Origin of the sequence: Rhodanobacter sp. OR92 (assembly GCF_000427545.1) — a bacterium.
In the GTDB taxonomy this organism is placed as follows: domain Bacteria; phylum Pseudomonadota; class Gammaproteobacteria; order Xanthomonadales; family Rhodanobacteraceae; genus Rhodanobacter; species Rhodanobacter denitrificans.
This window is the reverse complement of sequence record NZ_ATYF01000012.1, coordinates 184,199-201,610: the sequence shown is the minus strand read 5'-3', so window position 1 is coordinate 201,610 and position 17,412 is coordinate 184,199. Positions and strand designations below refer to the sequence as shown.

The window sequence follows — 17,412 nt, the reverse complement described above, 5'->3', positions numbered from 1 at the left end:
GCTCCTCCATGGGTGCGAAAATCAGGAAGCGGCCATCCATGGCCGCACTTTCCAATAAACTCACAGGTTCACCGTGGACTCGAACATGACCGCCGCCAACGTCAACCCCGACGAGATCGCCCGCTTCGACAGCCTGGCGGCACGCTGGTGGGATCCCGACGGCGAGTCGCGCCCACTGCACGACCTCAACCCGGTGCGCGCCGCCTATGTCGCTGCCCGCGTCGACCTGCGCGGGGCGAACGTGGCCGACGTCGGTTGCGGCGGCGGCCTGCTCAGCGAGGCGCTGGCGCGCGCTGGTGCGAAGGTCACCGGCGTCGACCTGGGCGAGAAGGTGATCGATGTCGCGAAGCTGCACCTGCATGAGTCCGGGCTCGATGTCGACTACCGCGTGCAGTCCTCGGCCGAGTTGGCCGCGGCCGAGCCGGCAGGTTTCGACGCGGTGTGTTGCATGGAGCTGATCGAGCATGTGCCCGACCCGGCGGCGCTGGTGAACGACCTGGCCGCGCTGCTGAAGCCGGGCGGGCGGCTGTTCATGTCCACCCTCAACCGCACGCCGGCCGCGTTCGGCGCGGCGATCGTGGGTGCGGAATACGTGATGCGCCTGCTGCCGCGCGGCACCCATCACTACGCGCAGTTCCTCAAGCCGTCCGAGCTGGGCCGCCTGCTGCGCCACGCCGGGCTGGAGCTGGAGGACGTCTCCGGGCTGGCCTACAACCCGCTCAACCGCAAGGCCCGGTTGAGTTCGACCACCGCGGTCAACTACGTGCTCAGCGCACGCAAACCGGCATGAAGCCCTTGCCCGGAAACATCCAGGGCGTGCTGTTCGACCTCGACGGCACCTTGCTCGACAGCGCGCCCGACCTGTACGCCGCCTTGCAGGTGCAGTGCGCGGAAGAGGGCGTGCCGCCGCCGCCGTATGCGCCGGTGCGCGAGGTGGTTTCGCGCGGTGCGCGTGCGGTGCTGCGCTGCGCGTTCGCCGATCGCGGCGAAGACGGGCTGGTCGCGCTGGTACCACGCTACCTGCAGTTGTACCAGGACGTTATGGTGCGGCAGACGCGTGCGTTCGAGGGTATCGACGAGCTGCTGGCGCGGATCGAGGCACACGGCCTGCGCTGGGGCATCGTCACCAACAAGGCGGGCTTCCTCGCCGATGAGCTGGTGGCGCGCATTGGCTGGGCCGGGCGCGTCGACGCGGTGGTGTGCGGCGACACCCTGGCCGTGAAGAAACCCGATCCGGCGCCGGTGCTGCTGGCTTGCGAACGCGCCGGCGTAGCGCCTGCGCAAAGCCTGTTCGTCGGCGACGATCGCCGCGACGTGCAGGCCGGCGCGGCCGCCGGCCTGTACACGGTGGCGGTGAGCTGGGGCTACCTCGATGGCGGCGATCCGCACACGTGGGGAGCCGACGCCGTGCTGGACCATCCGGCCGAGCTGGCCGAACTGCTGAAATTGCAACCGGTGTCGGCATGATCGAATTGGTCGAACAGAACGCGGTGCTGCAGGGCTTCATCGACAAGTGGCTGGCGGTGCAGCCGCGCCAGCGTGTGGCGCTGGCCTTCGTCGACGGCCGGCGCTACCCCGGCCACATCGCGCTGGCCGCGCTGGAACAGGAACTGCTCGGCGCCGCCTACGGCATTCGCGAGCCGCAGGTCGCCACCGCCAAGCTCAACTGGTGGGCCGAGGAGCTGGCCGGCGCGCCGGCCAGCGGCGGACGCCATCCGCTGAGCCAGGTGCTGTTCGACGACGAGCGCGCGCATGCCATCGCCAGCGAGCTGTGGCTGGCGCCGGTACTGGCCGCGATGGCGCAACTGGAGCAGGGCACCGCCGCCGACTTCCCCGCGCAGGTCGAGGCGGCGTTGCCGCTGCACGGTGCGCTGGCCGCACTGGAAACCGCCTGGTGGTATGGCGCCGAGGCGTCGCCGGCGCGGGCATCGCGGGTGGCCGTGCTGAACCATTTGCTGCATGCGCTGTTGCGCTTGCCGCAGGATGTCGAGCGCGACCGCCTGCCGCTGCCGATGGCGCGGCTGGCGCGGCATGGCCTGAGTCGCGTGCAGTTGCGCAGCCACGGCGCGGCGCGGCAGCAGGCGATCAAGGCGCAACTGGACGACCTGCTGGCCAGCTGGCAGGAGTCGGCCACGCTGGCCGGGCCGCTCAGCGTGTTTCGCGTGCTGGAATCGCGTCACGCCTGTGGCCTGGCGCGACGCGCGGCGCGCGCCGGCGACGCGCTGGCGGTGCTGCAGGCCGGCCAGTCGCGTACCGCGCTGACCACCGCGCTGCAGGCCTGGCAGGCCGCACGTGCATGGCGCCGCTACGTGGCGTAAAACGGCCACGGACGCAGTGTTTCCGCCACGCCACTATTGCGTGGCCGCCCGCCTGCCCCAAGATTGTCTGCTTCACGGCGACCGCTCGCCGATGCCAGGATTCCCCGCCATGCCGAACCAGGAAAACACCGCCCGCCTGTTGCCCGATGTCGCCGTGCACGCGCAGCCGCATCTTGCCGGTGCGCTGGACTGGGTCGGCATGGCCGACATCCAGGTGCCGGTGTTGTTCGACGCCGGCGATGGCCAGGCGCAGCGTTCCAGTGCCCGGGTCGGCGCCTTCGTCAATCTGAACCGGCCGGACAAGCGCGGCATCCACATGTCGCGGCTGTACCTGCAGGTCGAGCAGGCGCTGGGCACGCAGACGTTGAATGCGTCGATGCTGCATGCGCTGCTGCGCGGGTTCCTCGAATCGCACAAGGATCTGTCCGACCGCGCCTGCCTCAGCATCCGTTTCGAGCACCTGGTGCGCCGTCCCGCGCTGAAAAGCGCCAACAGCGGCTGGCGCGCGTACCCGGTGTGCATCGAGGCCAGCCTCACCGGTGACGAGTTCCTGCTCGAGTTCGGCACCGAGGTGGTCTATTCCTCCACTTGCCCGGCCTCCGCCGCGTTGTCGCGCCAGCTGATCCAGGACCAGTTCGCCAGCGACTTCGATGCCGGCAAGCCGCTCGACCATGCCGCGGTGCTGGCCTGGCTCGGCAGCGAGAAGGGCATCGTCGCCACGCCGCATGCCCAGCGCAGCGTGGCGCGGCTGCGCATCCGCCCGGTGATCGGCGCGGGCTTCAACCTGATCGGCCTGATCGACCGCGTCGAGCGCGCGCTCGGCACACCGGTGCAGACGGCAGTGAAACGTGAGGACGAGCAGGCCTTCGCGCTGGCCAACGGCGGCAACCTGATGTTCTGCGAAGACGCCGCCCGGCGCATCCAGAAGGCACTCGATGCCGATGCCGCGCTGGGCGATTTCCACATCCGCGTCGAGCATCAGGAAAGCCTGCACCCGCATGACGCCGTGGCCTACGCAAGCAAGGGTGTGGAAGGCGGCTACGGCTCCACGCCGTGACGATCGCTGCCGCTCGCTTGCGCCGGCCCGGCATCGGCGGCCATCCCGAGGTAACCGTGCTTCACGCGAGACAGCGTGGGGACGGCGGCCTTGTGGCGACGAGTTCGCATTCCAGAACGCTCAGTGCGCCTCGGGAGAATGTCCCCGGTGGCGGCAGCGGGAAAAATGGAAGCGCTCGGGCACCGGGTCCTCGCCGCCCTCGCACAGCGGCTGGCAGCGCAGCAGGCGCCAGCCAGCCAGCAGGCTGCCGCGCCATGGGCCGAAGCGGGTGACCGCAATGCGTGCATAATCGGAGCAGCTGGGGTGGAAGCGGCAGCGCGGACCCAGCAGGGGACTGAGCCAGCGCTTGTACAAACGCAGCATCCACAGTATCAATCGGGTCAGGACGTTCACGGTGCCGAAGCGGCCAGCGGCAGGTAGTGGTACAAGTATTCCAGATGCGAGCTTGCTGGTGTAGGACACATGGGCTATAACACCCGGCCGCCACGGCCAAAAACGGTGAAGGGATATGGCGAAAACGACGCGTAGTTCGACCGCCGCCAAGGCGCAGAAGGGCAAGACTTCGACAGCGGCCAGGACCGCCGGCGCGACCAGGGCGGCGGCGAGCAAGGGGCGAACCGTGAAGAGCGCCGGCAAGGCAGCCGCAAAGACCGTTCGCGGCGCGACCGGCAAGGCGGCGCCGAAGAAGGCCGCCACCCGGCCGGCCGCTGCGAAGAAAACGCTCGCCAAACCCGTGGCCGGGAAGGCCGTTGCCAAGTCGTCCGCGAAGAAACCCACCGCGAAGAAACCAGCTGTGAAGAAACCAGCCGCGAAGAAGGCGGCCGTGAAGAAAGCCGCGGTCAAGAAGGTGGTGGCGAAAAAAGTCGTAGCGAAGAAACCGGTCGCGACGAAACCGGTAGCGAAGAAGGCACCCGCGAAAAAGGCGGTCACTCGGAACATCCGGCCGGCGAATGGCGCCGCTGCGAAAACGGCAGCGAAGCCGGCGACGCGGGTGGTCGCCGGCAAGGCGCCGCCGGCCAAGACCGTGGCGAAACAGGTCGCCAAGCCGGAAACCAGGCCGGCTGCAAAACCCGTCGCAAAACCTGCTGCACAACCTGTCGTCAAGCCGGTACTGGCGGCTGTCAAAAGCGTATCCCCGGCACCCGCCAGCACCCTGTTCAAGGGCAAGGTGGCGAGTGCAACCGCCATGGTGACACCGCGTGCAGCCCCGGCCGCCGCGGGCCATGCCTCTTCCCCCAAAAGCCCGAAAAACTCGTCGTCCTCAATGAATAAATCCGCTGCAAAGAAACTCGACAACGGCATCACCCGCGAAGACGGGCGATACGCGCTGCCGTCCACCAGCAACATCACGTTGCCCAAGGGTTACCACCCCTCGCCGAGCGAGGAGTACATGAACCCGATGCATCTGGCCTACTTCCGCAACAAGCTGCGCGACTGGCGCGACCAGCTGGTGGAAGAGTCGCGCCAGACCATGGACAACCTGCGTGAGGAGGTGCGCGACGTCGGCGACGAAGCCGAGCGTGCCACCCGCGAGACCGAGAATTCGCTGGAGCTGCGTACCCGCGACCGCTACCGCAAGCTGATCTCGAAGATCGACAAGGCGCTGCGCCGGATCGAGGAAGGCAGCTACGGCTTCTGCGAGGAGACCGACGAGGAAATCGGCATCGACCGCCTCGACGCCCGCCCGATCGCCACGCTGTCGCTGGACGCGCAGGAGCGTCGCGAGCACCTGCAAAAACAGATGGGCGACTGATCACCGCGCCGTCCCTGCAGCCGGGGATGGCGTCGTTGTCCGCATCCACGATCAGCAAAACCCCCGAGCCTCGTGGCTCGGGGGTTTTGTTTTCCCGGGCGGGCTCGACGCTAGAACTGGTAGCGCAAGGTCAGGTTCGCGCCACGCGGCGCACCCGGCAGGTTGAGGTTCGGGCTGGTGCCGTGGGCGGACACGATGTAGCGCGTGTCGAACAGGTTGGTCAGGTTGAGCTGCAGCGAGACCGGCCCGGTGCGGTACTGCGCCATGAGGTCGGCGGTCACGTAGCCGGGCAGGGTCACCGTGTTGCCCGGGTTGGCCTGTCGCGCACCGACCAGGTTCAGGCCGCCGCCCAGTTGCCAGCGCTGCGCAAACGCGCGGGTGATCCACAGGTTGCCGCTGTTGCGCGGGGTGAGGGTGGCGCGCTTGCCCTGGACCGGACGCCCGGCATCCATCGCCACGGAACGGATGACGCGCGCATCCAGCCAGGCGTAGCCGGCGAGCAGGCGCCAGCCGTCCGCCAGGTCCGCGGCGGCGCTGAGCTCGACGCCGCGCGTGCGTTGCGTGCCGATCGGCAGCACTTTGTGCGTGACCGGATCGGTGGCCTTGATGCCGCTGCGTTCCAGCTCGAAGAGCGCGGCGTTGAAGGTGACGCGTCCATCCAGCAGGTCGTATTTCGCCCCGACCTCGGTGTTGTGCGTGCGCTCCGGTGCGATGTCCGCATTGCTCGCGGCGAGCGCGAACGCCTCGCCGGAAGGCTGGAACGAACGGCTCCAGGACAGGTAGTAGGACTGCGTGGCCGAAGGCTGCCAGACCACGCCCGCGCGCGGGCTCAGCGCCTTGTCGGTGCGCGCTAGGTTGCGCTGGCCCGGCAGGTGGTTTTCCGTCTCCTGCCTGAAGCGGTCGTAGCGCACGCCCAGCAGGGCTTTCCACTGTGAACCCAGGCTCACCAGATCCTGCAGGTAGACGGCAGCCGTGTCGAAGAGGCCGAGGTTGTCGGCGGCTGGCGTGCGGGCCACCCGCAGCGGCAGCACCGGCAACACCGGATGGAACAGGTCGACCACGGCCACGCCGCTCGCGCTGCGATTGAGCAGGGATTTGTCCTGCCGCCCCAGCTCCAGGCCGTAGAGCAGGTCGTGACTGAGCGCATCGCCGCCCAGGCGCTGGTTGAGTTCGGTCTGGTTGAGCCAGCCGTGCTCGTGCCGGTACACATTGGAGCGGTTGAGCGAGACGGTCTGCGCTTTTTCGTTGACGCTGCCCGGAAGCGTATTGTTGCGGTCGAGCTTGTAGTCGTACCAGCGTGTGGCGTTGCGCAGGGTCAGGTCGTCGCTGAAGGCGTGGGTCAGGGTTGCGGTGGTCGAGCTCACGGTGGACTCGCTGGTGTCGACGTCGCGCGCATTGGCCGCGCCGTAGTAGGTGCCCCTCGGCACGTCGACCGGGCGTCCGTGCCAGGCCGGAATGCCGAAATCGGTGACACGGCGGTCCTTTAGGTAATCGGCCTGCAGCAGCAGCGTGGTGTCGCTGCCGGGGTGCAGCAGCACCGAGGGAGCCACGGCACGGCGTTTGAGGAACTGCGGGTCGCGGTAGCCGTTGGCATCCTCGACCGCGCCGGTGAGACGCCACGCGCTGCCGGCGTCGCCAAAGCGCCGCCCGACGTCCAGCTCGCCGCGGCGATCGGCCCAGCTGCCGTAGCTGAGCGCGAGCTGGCCACCGTCAGTGCCGGGCTGCCGGGTGATGCGATTGATCAGGCCGCCCGACGAGCCACGCCCGTACAGCACCGACGCCGGTCCCTTCAGCACCTCGATGCGCTCAATGTTGGAGAGGTCGCGGAAGTACAGCGCATCGTCGCGCAGGCCGTCGACGAACTGGTCCGCGATTGCGGTGAAGCCGCGGATGGAGACCTGGTCGCGCTGGCCGTCACCGGTCGAGAAGCCGACGCCGGGCACGTTCTTCAGTGCATCCTGCATCGACGTGGCGTGCTGGTCGCGCAGCACGCTGGCCGGCACCACGTTCACCGTCTGCGGCACGTCGCGCAGGGCGGCGTCGATTTTGGTGGCGCTGGTGGCGTCCGGCACGCGGTAATCGCCGGGATGGGTGGCCTGCACGTTGACGCCGGGCAGCAGCTTGGCTTGGTCGGCGGAAGCTTCGTCGGCAACGGCCCGGGGCGAGCCCAGGATGGCGAGCAGGGCGAGGGAGAGAGGCAGCAGGCGCATGGCGAAATCCTGGGCAGCCGTGGGCCACGCGCGTCCCTCGCGGGGGCGCGATGAGCACACAGGGGATGGCGCCGGGCCGGCGTGGCGCTGGCTGGCTCAGGCCGCGGCGAACGGATGGAACGCTTTCATCGTTGCCGGCCGGAAGCAGCCAGCAAGATGTTGCGAATTATTCTCATTTTCACAAATGGCGTCAACACTGCAGTGGATCGACGCCGTGCGGTGCGCAGCGAGCACCGTTGCGGGCGATAGGCAATGCGGCGAAGAGAGCAAAAGGTGCGTGGCGTCTCCGCTTCGTGCGATCAGCCGCCGCCCGCCGCGGCGGCGTAGCCCTTCAATTTGGCCAGCATCGCGGCCAAACCGTTCGAGCGGGTCGGCGAGAGGTGCTTGGCCAGGCCGATCGTGCCGATGAAGGCCGGCTCGGTGACGAGGATCTCCGCGGCCGGGCGGTCGGAGTAGACGCGCAGCACCAGCGCGATCAGGCCCGACACGATCGCCGAGTCGCTGGCCGCTTCGAAATGCATGCATGACGCATCGCCACTGGGTACCAGCCAGACCATCGACTGGCAGCCGTGCACGCGGTATGCCTCGGTCTTGTACTCATCCGGGAACGGCGGCAACTGCCGGCCGAGATCGATCAGGTACTGGTAGCGTTCGGTCCAGTCGCCGAGGAAGGCGAATTCCTCGGTGATCTCCTGCTGCGCCTGCTCGGCGCGGGTGGTGGCGGTAGCGTTCATGCGCCCATTATCGCGCGGAGCGGGGCGGGAAATGAAATGCGCAGAAGCGCACCCTGTGCGCGATGTTCTTCGTCACGTGATGGAAGGCATCGCGTACAGGGTGCGCTCTTGCATGTGCGTCATGGCTTGGCGATGCTCCAGCGCGTGCCCTGGGCGCTGTCCTCGATCGCGATGTGCATGGCCGCCAGTTCGTCGCGGATCGCGTCGGCACGCGCAAAATCGCGGGCGGCGCGGGCGGCCTGGCGCTGTTGCAGCAGATCCTCGATGTGCGCTGCGTCGACCGTGCTCTCGCCACGCCTGAACCAGGCTTCCGCATCCTGCTGCAGCAGGCCGAGCAGGGCGCCGCCCCCGAGCAGCGCGGCTTTCGCCGCGGCGCTGCCGGACTGGCGCGCGGCATCGGCCAGTACGGACAGCTCGGCCAGCGCCTGCGGCGTGTTGAGGTCGTCGCACAAGGCTGCTTCGATGCGCTCGGGCACCGGCAGTTCGCCGGGCGGCAGTTCGACCATGGCCAGGTCGCGCAGCACGCGATACCAGCCGTCCAGCGTGCTGGTCGCCTGGGCGATGGCCGCCTCGGACCAGTCCAGCGGCTGCCGGTAGTGGCCGCTCAGCAGGCGCAGGCGCAGCGCTTCGGGCGGGTGCAGTTCCAGCAGGTCGTGCAGCAGCAGCACGTTGCCCAGCGACTTGGACATCTTGCGGCCGTCGAAGGTGAGCATGCCGTTGTGCATCCACCAGCGCGCGAAGGTCTTGCCGCCGTGCGCGCAGGTGGACTGGGCGATCTCGTTCTCGTGGTGCGGGAACAGCAGGTCGATGCCGCCGGCGTGGATGTCGATGGTCTCGCCCAGGTGCGCTGCGCTCATCGCCGAGCACTCGATGTGCCAGCCGGGGCGGCCGCGGCCCCATGGGCTGTCCCAGCCGGGCAGCTCCGGCGTGGACGGTTTCCACAGCACGAAGTCGCCGGGGCTGCGCTTGTAGGGCGCCACGTCGACGCGCGAGCCGGCGATCAGCTCGTCGGTGTCGCGGCCGGACAGCTCGCCGTAGGCCGGGAAGGAGCCGACGTCGAACAGCACGTGGCCTTCGGCGGCGTAGGCATGGCTGCTGTCGAGCAGGCTTTCGATCATCGCGATGATCGGGCCGATGTGGGTGGTGGCATGCGGCTCGATGTCCGGCGGCGCCACGCCGAGCACGGCCATGTCCTCGCGATACGCCTGCGCGAAACGTTCGGTGATCGTGCCGATCGGCACGCCCTGCTGCTGCGCAGCGGCGTTGATCTTGTCGTCGACGTCGGTGATGTTGCGCGCGTACGCCACCTGCGGGTAATGCCGCCGCAGCAGCCGCACCAGCACATCGAACACCACCGGTCCGCGCGCATTGCCGATATGCACGTAGTTGTAGACGGTGGGGCCGCACAGGTAGATCGTCACGCGCTCGGGGTCGAGCGGAGCGAACGGTTCGGTGCGGCGGGTGAGGCTGTTGTAGAGCGAAATCGGCATCGGTGGGGTCCGCAGCGTGGGGCGGCGCACGGCAGGGCGCAGCCAGCGCGGCATCTTAACAAGGTGTAAGCGACCGAGTCGCGCAAGGTCTCGCCGGGAGGGGTTCTAAGCGTGTATTCAGTGTCAATTTGCTGGAATGCTGCCAGTACGCGCGCAAGCGCGCCCGCCGTTCTGCAATTGGGAGGCTGCCATGACCAAGCCATGGCTTTGTGCACTGGTACTCGCCGTGATGGCCACAAGCGTCCACGCTCAGGATGGGCGTTACGCCAATGCCGATGACAATACCCACTACGGCTGGGCCGACGTGCTGCGGGCCGACCCGGTGCAGGGCGTCACCCGCACCGAAGTGCCGCGGCAGGAGTGCTACGAGCAGCCGGTGGTGCGCCGCGAGGGCGGCAACAGCACGGCCGGCACGGTGCTGGGCGCCGTGATCGGCGGCGTGCTGGGCAACACCGTGGGCAAGGGCGATGGACGCAAGGCCGCCACCGTCGCCGGTGCCGTCGCCGGCGGCGCCATCGGCAACCGGGCATCCAGCCGCGGCAGTGAATACGAGTCCACCCAGACCCAGTGCCGCGAGGTCAGCTCGATCAGCGAGCAGCGCCGGATCATCGGCTACGACGTGGAATACCGCTATCGCGGCGAGATCTATACGTCGCGCCTGAACTACGACCCGGGCGAGCGCCTGCGCGTGCGCGTGCGGGTCGACCCCGCCGACTGATTCGCCCGCCTGACCGTCGCCGCCACCCGTTGGCGGCGATCTTTTTCCGGGACCCGATTTTTTTGTTGCACGGCAGCGAAATTGCCGCCATCATGCGCACTCGTTACCTGGAACCCCGCATGTCCACAGCCGTCTATACCGCCACCGTACTGACCAGCGCCCGCGCGGCTGCTGGCATGACGTCGCGTGCGCGCCGACCGCTGGATGGACATTCGGCCGGGTAGGCAGTCGCACGCGTTTCATGTGCATCGACGACAAAACCCGGCCATCGCGCCGGGTTTTTTGTTGGTTTATTTCACGCGGATCCATCCGCAACACCCCGGCCGTCCATGGCCGGACTCTTCAACAAGGCATCGACTTCATGACCATTCGGCATTTCTTGACCACCCAGGATTACAGCCGCGCCGAGATCGATGCGCTGCTGGAGCAGGCCACCGTGTTCAAGCGCTCGCCGCGCGGGCAGCAGCTGGCCGGCAAATCCATCGCGCTGCTGTTCTTCAACCCCTCGATGCGCACGCGCACCAGCTTCGAGCTGGGTGCGTTCCAACTGGGTGGCCACGCGATCGTGCTGGCGCCGGGCAAGGACGCGTGGCCGATCGAGTTCGAGGCCGGCAGCGTGATGGACGGCGATACCGAGGAGCACATCGCCGAGGTGGCGCGGGTGTTGTCGCGTTACGTCGACCTGATCGCGGTGCGCGCGTTTCCGAAGTTCCAGGACTGGGCGGTGGACCGGCAGGACAAGGTGATCAAGGCGTTCGCCCAGTACGCCACGGTGCCGGTGATCAACATGGAGACGATCACCCACCCCTGCCAGGAGCTGGCCCACGCGCTGGCGCTGAAGGAGCACCTGGGCGACCTGCAGAACAAAAAGTACGTGCTGACCTGGACCTATCATCCGAAGCCGCTGAATACCGCGGTGGCGAATTCCGCGCTGCTGATCGCGACCAAGCTGGGCATGGACGTGACCTTGCTGTGCCCCACGCCCGATTACGTGCTGGACGAGCGTTACATGGCGTTTGGCCGTCTGAACGCCGAGCAGAACGGCGGCTCGCTGAAGGTCAGCCACGACATCGAGGAGGCCTATGCCGGCGCCGACGTGGTCTACGCCAAGAGCTGGGGCGCGCTGCCGTTCTTCGGCCGCTGGGAGCAGGAAAAGCCGGTTCGCGAGGTGAGCAGGCACTTCATCGTCGACGAGGCGAAGATGGCGCTGACCAACCACGGCCTGTTCAGCCACTGCCTGCCGCTGCGCCGGAACATCAAGGCCACCGACGCGGTGATGGATTCGCCCGCCTGCATCGCCATCGACGAGGCCGAGAACCGCCTGCACGTGCAGAAGGCGGTGATGGCTTCGCTGATCGGGCAGGGCTGAGCCGTCATGTACACGCCGAAGCATTTCGTGGAAAGCCGCGTCGAAGCCCTGCACGGACTGATCCGCGCGTATCCGTTCGCCACGCTGGTGACCCGTGCGGCCGACGGATTGACGGCCAATCACCTGCCGTTCGAACGGGTCGGCGAGGTGCTGCACGGCCATGTCGCCCGCGGCAACGAACTGGCGCGACTGGACGGCGCCGAAGTGCTGCTGGTGTTCCAGGGGCCGGACGGCTACATCAGCCCGAACTGGTACCCGAGCAAGCACGAGACCGGGCGCGAGGTGCCGACCTGGAACTACGCGGTGGTGCACGTGCATGGCCGCCTGCGCGTGATCGATGACGCGGCCTGGCTGCGTCGCCTGCTGGAAACCTTGACCGATCACCATGAGGCCGGCCAGCCGCAGCCGTGGAAGATCACGGATGCACCAGACGACCACATCGAGAAGTCGCTGCGCGCGATTGTCGGGCTGGAGGTCGTGGTCGAGCGGATCGAAGGCAAGTTCAAGCTGAGCCAGAACCATCCCGCGCGCAACCGCGCGGGCGTGATCGCCGGGCTGCGCGGGCGCAACGGCGGTGGCGACGCGGAGCTGGCCGCATGGATGACTCAACAAGAGGAATCGAAACCGTGAACCATCAGCATCACTATCGCGTCGCCGTGGAATGGACCGGCAACCTCGGCAGCGGCACGGACGGCTACCGCAACTACAGCCGCGACCACGTGATCCGCATCGACGGCAAGCCGGCGATCGCCGGTTCCTCCGACCCCACCTTCCGCGGCGATGCCGCGAAGCACAATCCCGAGGACATGCTGGTGGCCGCGCTGTCGACCTGCCACATGCTGTCCTACCTGCACATGGCCACCGTGGCCGGCGTGGTGGTGACGGCGTATAGCGATGCTGCCGAAGGCACGATGGTCACCGAAGGCGATGGCGGCCGCTTCGTCGAAGTGGTGCTGCGCCCCACGGTGACCATCAGTGCCGCCAGCGACCCGGCCAAGGCCGAGGCCGCGCACGAGGCGGCGCATCACGCCTGCTTCATCGCCAATTCCGTGAATTTCCCGGTGCGCTGCGAGCCGCGCGTCGTCGTCGAATCCGCCTGACCACCCTTCTTTTCAGGATCTGCAAGCCATGAGCAAAGACATCGTCCTCGCCTTTTCCGGCGGCCTCGACACCAGTTTCTGCGTGCCCTATCTGCAGGAGCGCGGCTGGGCCGTGCATACCGTGTTTGCCGATACCGGAGGCGTGGATGCCGCGGAGCGCGCCTTCATCGAAGGGCGCGCGCAGGAGCTGGGCGTGGCCAGCCACGCCACCGTGGATGGCGGCCCGGCGATCTGGAACGGTTTCGTCAAGCCGTTCGTGTGGGCGGGCGAGGGCTACCAGGGCCAGTACCCGCTGCTGGTGTCCGACCGCTACCTGATCGTCGAGGCCGCACTGAAGCGCGCAGCCGAACTCGGCACGAAGGCGATCGCACATGGCTGCACCGGCATGGGCAACGACCAGGTGCGCTTCGACCTGGCGGTGAAGGCGCTGGGCGACTACCAGATCGTGGCGCCGATCCGCGAGATCCAGAAGGAACACACGCAGACGCGCGCCTACGAACAGAAGTTCCTGGAAGAGCGAGGCTTCGGCGTGCGCGCCAAGCAGCAGGCGTACACCATCAACGAGAACCTGCTCGGCCTGACCATGTCCGGCGGCGAGATCGACCAGTGGCAGGCGCCCGGCGCCGGCGCGGTGGGCTGGTGCAAGCCGCGCGCCGAATGGCCGTCCAAACCGCTGCGGGTGAAGATCGGCTTCATCAACGGCGAGGCGGTGACGCTGGATGGAGAAAAGATCGCCGGGCATAAGATGCTGGCGACGTTGAACGGTCTGTTCGCCGCCTATGGCGTGGGTCGCGGCCTCTACACCGGCGACACCACCATCGGCCTCAAGGGCCGCATCATCTTCGAGGCGCCGGGTCTGACCGCGCTGCTCGCCGCGCACCGCGCGCTGGAAGAAGCGGTGCTCAGCAAGCAGCAGAACCGCTTCAAGCCGGATGTCGCGCGCAAGTGGGTGGAGCTGGTCTACGAGGGCTTCTTCCACGATCCACTGAAGACCGATCTGGAGGCGTTCCTGGCGTCCAGCCAGTCCACCGTCAACGGCACGGTGACGCTGGAAACGAACGGCGGCAGTGTCGGCGCGGTGGCGGTGGAGTCGAAGCACATCCTCAATGCCAAGGGCGCCACCTACGCGCAGTCGGCCGACTGGGGCGTGGAAGAAGCCGAGGGCTTCATCAAGCTGTTCGGCATGAGCAGCACGCTGTGGGCCGAGGTCAATCGCGGATGAGCGCACTGCTCGATGCCACGTTGAAACATCTGGCGGCGCTGGTCGGCTTCGACACGCGCAATCCACCGCGCACGATCGACACCGGTGGCATCTTCGACTACCTGCGCGCGCAACTGCCCGGCTTCGGGGTGACGGTGACCGACTTCGGCGCCGGCGCGGTAGCCCTGCACGCGGTGCGCGGCCAGCCGAAGGTCCTGTTCAACGTGCACTTGGACACCGTGCCGGACTCGCCGGCCTGGACCGCCGACCCGCACACGCTGCGGGTCACTGCCGATCGCGCGATCGGTTTGGGTGCGTGCGACATCAAGGGGGCGGCGGCGGCGCTGCTGGCGGTGGCGAAGGCCAGCGACGGCGATCTGGCGCTGCTGTTCACGACCGACGAGGAGGCCAACGATGCGCGCTGCATCGCCGGCTTCCTGCGCAAACCGCATGCCTACGACGCGGTGATCGTGGCCGAGCCCACCCGGGGCGAGGCGGTGCTGGCGCATCGCGGCATCCAGTCGGTGCTGATGCGCTTTGCCGGGCGGGCCGGGCATGCGTCGGGCGAGCAGCAGCCCGGCGACAGCGCGCTGCACCAGGCCGTGCGCTGGGGCAACGCGGCGCTGGATTTCGTCGCGGCACAGTCGCACGAACGTTTCGGCGGACTCACCGGCCTGCGTTTCAACATCGGCCGCATCGAGGGCGGCATCAAGGCGAACATGATCGCGCCGACGGCGGAAGTGCGCTTCGGCTTTCGCGCCTTGCCCACGATGAATCCGGATCACCTGCTGATCCGTTTCCGCAATCTGGTGGAACCGCAGCCGGTGGAGTTCGCCGAGACTTTTCGTGGCGCCTCGCTGCCGGCCGGCGATACCGCCAACGCCGAGGCGAACCGGCTGGTCGCGCGCGATCTCGCCGACGAGCTGGGCATCCCGGTCGGCAACGCGGTGGACTTCTGGACCGAAGCCGCGCTGTTCTCTGCCGCCGGCTACACCGCCTTCGTCTACGGCCCCGGCGACATCGCGCAGGCGCACAGCGCCGACGAGTGGGTCGCGCTGGACCAGCTCGAACGCTATGCGCAAACGGTTTATCGAATCATTGAAAAGTCCGGCCAGGGACGGCCGGTTTTTGACTCTGGCGTTCACGGATGAACGCACTGGAAAACACAATGGACACGGCTAAGCACAACACCCGCAAGACCATCGTGCGCCTGCTTTCCAGCATGGGCAGCGCGAAGGAAATCCAGCAGTACCTGAAGCGCTTCTCCGAGCTGGACGCCAAGCGCTTCGCCGTGGTCAAGGTCGGCGGTGCCGTGCTGCGCGACGAGCTGGCCGATCTGGCCTCGTCGCTGACCTTCCTGCAGCAGGTGGGGTTGACCCCGATCGTGCTGCACGGCGCCGGCCCGCAACTCGACGAGGAGCTGGCTGCCGCCGGCATCGTGAAGCAGACCGTGGGTGGCCTGCGCGTGACCTCGCCGAAGGCGCTGGGTATCGTGCGGCGCGTGTTCATGCAGCAGAACCTGAAGCTGGTCGAGGCGCTGCAGTCGATGGACACCCGCGCCACCGCCGTGCCGTCGGGCGTGTTCATGGCCAGTTACCTCGACCGCGAGACCCTGGGGCTGGTCGGCAAGGTGGAGAGCATCAACCTGGCGCCGATCGAGGCCAGCCTGCACGCGAATTCGATCCCGGTGATCGCCAGTCTGGGCGAGACCGACGAGGGGCAGATCCTCAACGTCAACGCCGATGTCGCCGCCAACGAACTGGTGCGCGCACTGCAACCGTACAAGATCGTGTTCCTCACCGGCACCGGCGGCCTGCTCGACGGCGAGGGCAAGGTGATCGACTCGATCAACCTCAGTACCGAGTTCGAGCAGCTGATGGCGCAGCCGTGGATCAATGGCGGCATGCGGTTGAAGATCGAGCAGATCGCCGACCTGCTGGCCGACCTGCCGCTGACCTCGTCGGTGTCGATCACCCGACCGTCCGAACTGGCCAAGGAACTGTTCACCCACAAGGGTTCGGGCACCCTGGTGCGGCGTGGCGAGAAGGTGCTGCGCTTCGATTCCTGGGAAGGCGTGGACCGCGCGCGCATGCGCGGGCTGATCGAATCCAGCTTCGGCCGCACCCTGGTGCCGGATTATTTCGAGCGCACGAAACCGTTCCGCATCTACGTCAGCGAGAACTACCGCGCCGCGATGATCCTCACCATGGAAGGCGACCTGCCGTACCTGGACAAGTTCGCCGTGCTCGACGACGCGCAGGGCGAAGGCCTGGGCCGCGCAGTGTGGCAGGTGATGCGCGAGGAAAACCCGCAGCTGTTCTGGCGCTCGCGTCACCGCAACCCGGTCAACATCTTCTACTACGCCGAGTCGGACGGCTGCATCAAGCAGCCGCGCTGGAAGGTTTTCTGGTACGGCATCGACGAGCTCGACACGATTTCCCGCTGCGTGGCGCATTGCGCGCAACGCCAGCCGACACTGGTGGATTGAGCCATGCACACGAACAGGAAAACGGTAGGCATCGTCGGCGCGCGCGGCCATACCGGCATGGAACTGATCCGCCTGATCGCGGCGCATCCGGTGCTGCAACTGGCCTTCGTTTCCTCGCGCGAACTGGACGGCCAACGCGTGGCCGATCACGTCGACGGTTTCGCCGACGAACTGCGCTATGCCAGCCTGGACCCGGCCGCGGTGGCGGCGCAGGGCGCCGACGTGGTGATCCTGGCGCTGCCCAACGGCAAGGCGGCGCCGTTCGTCGAGGCGATCGACGCGGCGAAGCCGGACACGTTGATCCTCGACCTTTCCGCCGACTACCGCTTCGATCCGTCGTGGTACTACGGCCTGCCGGAACTCACCCGCGGGCAGTGGCGGGGCGAGAAGCGCATCAGCAACCCCGGCTGTTACGCCACCGCGATGCAGCTGTCGATCGCGCCGCTGAGGGACCTGCTGGCTGCGCCGCCGGTGTGCTTCGGCGTCTCCGGTTATTCCGGCGCCGGCACCACGCCGTCGGACAAGAACGACCCGGAGAAGCTGCGCGACAACCTGATGCCGTACGCGCTCACCGGCCACATGCACGAGAAGGAAGCCTCGTTCCGCCTCGGCGTGCCGGTGGAATTCATGCCGCACGTGGCGCCGCACTTCCGCGGGCTCACCGTCACCACCAACCTGTATCTGACCCGCCCGCTGAAACGCGAGGACGTGCTGCAGCGTTTCCGTGCCGCCTACGACGGCGAGAAGCTGGCCATCGTGACCGACGAGGCGCCGTGGGTCAGCCGCATCGCGCACCGCCACCATGCCGAGGTCGGCGGCTTCGCCGTATCGGCCGACGGCAAGCGCGTGGTGATCGTGGCCACGCTGGACAACCTGCTGAAGGGCGCCGCCACCCAGGCGATGCAGAACATCAACCGCGCGATCGGCGTGGACGAGTACACCACGATTCCGCTCTAGCCGATTTCAGGACACCA

The 17,412-nt window shown here is 67.7% G+C and carries 17 protein-coding genes; 13 read left to right on the top strand and 4 right to left on the bottom strand.

The window, feature by feature from the left end; genetic code table 11:
• The first annotated feature begins 85 nt into the window (after positions 1–85).
• From ubiG to folE2, 4 genes are all read left to right on the top strand, one after another.
• Positions 86–790 (top strand): bifunctional 2-polyprenyl-6-hydroxyphenol methylase/3-demethylubiquinol 3-O-methyltransferase UbiG, encoded by a 705-nt coding sequence (gene ubiG, locus RHOOR92_RS0106235; RefSeq protein ID WP_027489876.1) that lies wholly within the window; start codon positions 86–88, stop codon positions 788–790.
• A complete protein-coding gene (gene gph, locus RHOOR92_RS0106230; RefSeq protein WP_007510538.1) occupies positions 787–1,467 on the top strand; it encodes a phosphoglycolate phosphatase in 681 nt (226 codons plus the stop codon). The genes ubiG and gph overlap by 4 nt, the downstream gene beginning before the upstream one ends.
• Positions 1,464–2,318, top strand: a complete 855-nt coding sequence (locus tag RHOOR92_RS0106225; RefSeq protein WP_027489875.1) for a squalene/phytoene synthase family protein — start codon at positions 1,464–1,466, stop codon at positions 2,316–2,318. The genes gph and RHOOR92_RS0106225 overlap by 4 nt, the downstream gene beginning before the upstream one ends.
• 109 nt (positions 2,319–2,427) lie before the next feature.
• Positions 2,428–3,375 carry a GTP cyclohydrolase FolE2 gene (gene folE2, locus RHOOR92_RS0106220; RefSeq protein ID WP_027489874.1) on the top strand — a complete coding sequence of 316 codons (948 nt, stop codon included), beginning with the start codon at positions 2,428–2,430 and terminating at the stop codon, positions 3,373–3,375.
• Between the two features lie 120 nt (positions 3,376–3,495).
• Here the strand turns inward: folE2 and yidD are convergent, their stop codons facing one another.
• On the bottom strand, positions 3,496–3,738 hold the full coding sequence (gene yidD / locus RHOOR92_RS19565) for a membrane protein insertion efficiency factor YidD (protein WP_231378341.1): 243 nt from the start codon (positions 3,736–3,738) through the stop codon (positions 3,496–3,498).
• A 145-nt stretch (positions 3,739–3,883) separates the two neighbouring features.
• Between yidD and dksA the strand changes: the two genes are divergently transcribed.
• Positions 3,884–5,128, top strand: a complete 1,245-nt coding sequence (dksA, locus tag RHOOR92_RS19840) for an RNA polymerase-binding protein DksA (RefSeq protein ID WP_196802007.1) — start codon at positions 3,884–3,886, stop codon at positions 5,126–5,128.
• Positions 5,129–5,238: 110 nt separating this feature from the next.
• Here the strand turns inward: dksA and RHOOR92_RS0106205 are convergent, their stop codons facing one another.
• From RHOOR92_RS0106205 to cysS, 3 genes are all read right to left on the bottom strand, one after another.
• Positions 5,239–7,338, bottom strand: a complete 2,100-nt coding sequence (locus tag RHOOR92_RS0106205) for a TonB-dependent siderophore receptor (protein ID WP_027489872.1) — start codon at positions 7,336–7,338, stop codon at positions 5,239–5,241.
• Positions 7,339–7,637: 299 nt separating this feature from the next.
• On the bottom strand, positions 7,638–8,072 hold the full coding sequence (locus RHOOR92_RS0106200; RefSeq protein ID WP_007510551.1) for a SufE family protein: 435 nt from the start codon (positions 8,070–8,072) through the stop codon (positions 7,638–7,640).
• A 119-nt stretch (positions 8,073–8,191) separates the two neighbouring features.
• The gene (gene cysS, locus RHOOR92_RS0106195; protein WP_027489871.1) at positions 8,192–9,562 is read right to left on the bottom strand and encodes a cysteine--tRNA ligase; all 1,371 of its coding nucleotides are present in this window, start codon (positions 9,560–9,562) and stop codon (positions 8,192–8,194) included.
• 190 nt (positions 9,563–9,752) lie between these two features.
• Between cysS and RHOOR92_RS0106190 the strand changes: the two genes are divergently transcribed.
• The 8 genes from RHOOR92_RS0106190 to argC all read left to right on the top strand — a co-directional run bounded on the left by RHOOR92_RS0106190 (position 9,753) and on the right by argC (position 17,395).
• Positions 9,753–10,280, top strand: coding sequence for a glycine zipper 2TM domain-containing protein (locus tag RHOOR92_RS0106190; protein ID WP_007510554.1), 528 nt, complete (start codon positions 9,753–9,755; stop codon positions 10,278–10,280).
• A 361-nt stretch (positions 10,281–10,641) separates the two neighbouring features.
• A complete protein-coding gene (locus RHOOR92_RS0106185; protein WP_027484803.1) occupies positions 10,642–11,649 on the top strand; it encodes an N-acetylornithine carbamoyltransferase in 1,008 nt (335 codons plus the stop codon).
• 6 nt (positions 11,650–11,655) lie between these two features.
• Positions 11,656–12,279 carry an FMN-binding negative transcriptional regulator gene (locus RHOOR92_RS0106180; protein ID WP_027489870.1) on the top strand — a complete coding sequence of 208 codons (624 nt, stop codon included), beginning with the start codon at positions 11,656–11,658 and terminating at the stop codon, positions 12,277–12,279.
• Positions 12,276–12,749, top strand: coding sequence for an OsmC family protein (locus tag RHOOR92_RS0106175; RefSeq protein WP_027484805.1), 474 nt, complete (start codon positions 12,276–12,278; stop codon positions 12,747–12,749). Before RHOOR92_RS0106180 ends, RHOOR92_RS0106175 begins: the two co-directional genes overlap by 4 nt.
• Positions 12,750–12,777: 28 nt before the next feature.
• Positions 12,778–13,971, top strand: coding sequence for an argininosuccinate synthase (locus RHOOR92_RS0106170; RefSeq protein ID WP_027484806.1), 1,194 nt, complete (start codon positions 12,778–12,780; stop codon positions 13,969–13,971).
• Complete coding sequence (locus tag RHOOR92_RS0106165; RefSeq protein ID WP_027489869.1) at positions 13,968–15,101, top strand: acetylornithine deacetylase; 1,134 nt, start codon at positions 13,968–13,970, stop codon at positions 15,099–15,101. The genes RHOOR92_RS0106170 and RHOOR92_RS0106165 overlap by 4 nt, the downstream gene beginning before the upstream one ends.
• 17 nt (positions 15,102–15,118) lie before the next feature.
• Positions 15,119–16,438 (top strand): acetylglutamate kinase, encoded by a 1,320-nt coding sequence (locus RHOOR92_RS0106160; protein WP_027484808.1) that lies wholly within the window; start codon positions 15,119–15,121, stop codon positions 16,436–16,438.
• A gap of 3 nt (positions 16,439–16,441) precedes the next feature.
• Positions 16,442–17,395 (top strand): N-acetyl-gamma-glutamyl-phosphate reductase, encoded by a 954-nt coding sequence (gene argC / locus RHOOR92_RS0106155; protein ID WP_027484809.1) that lies wholly within the window; start codon positions 16,442–16,444, stop codon positions 17,393–17,395.
• Positions 17,396–17,412 lie beyond the last annotated feature (17 nt).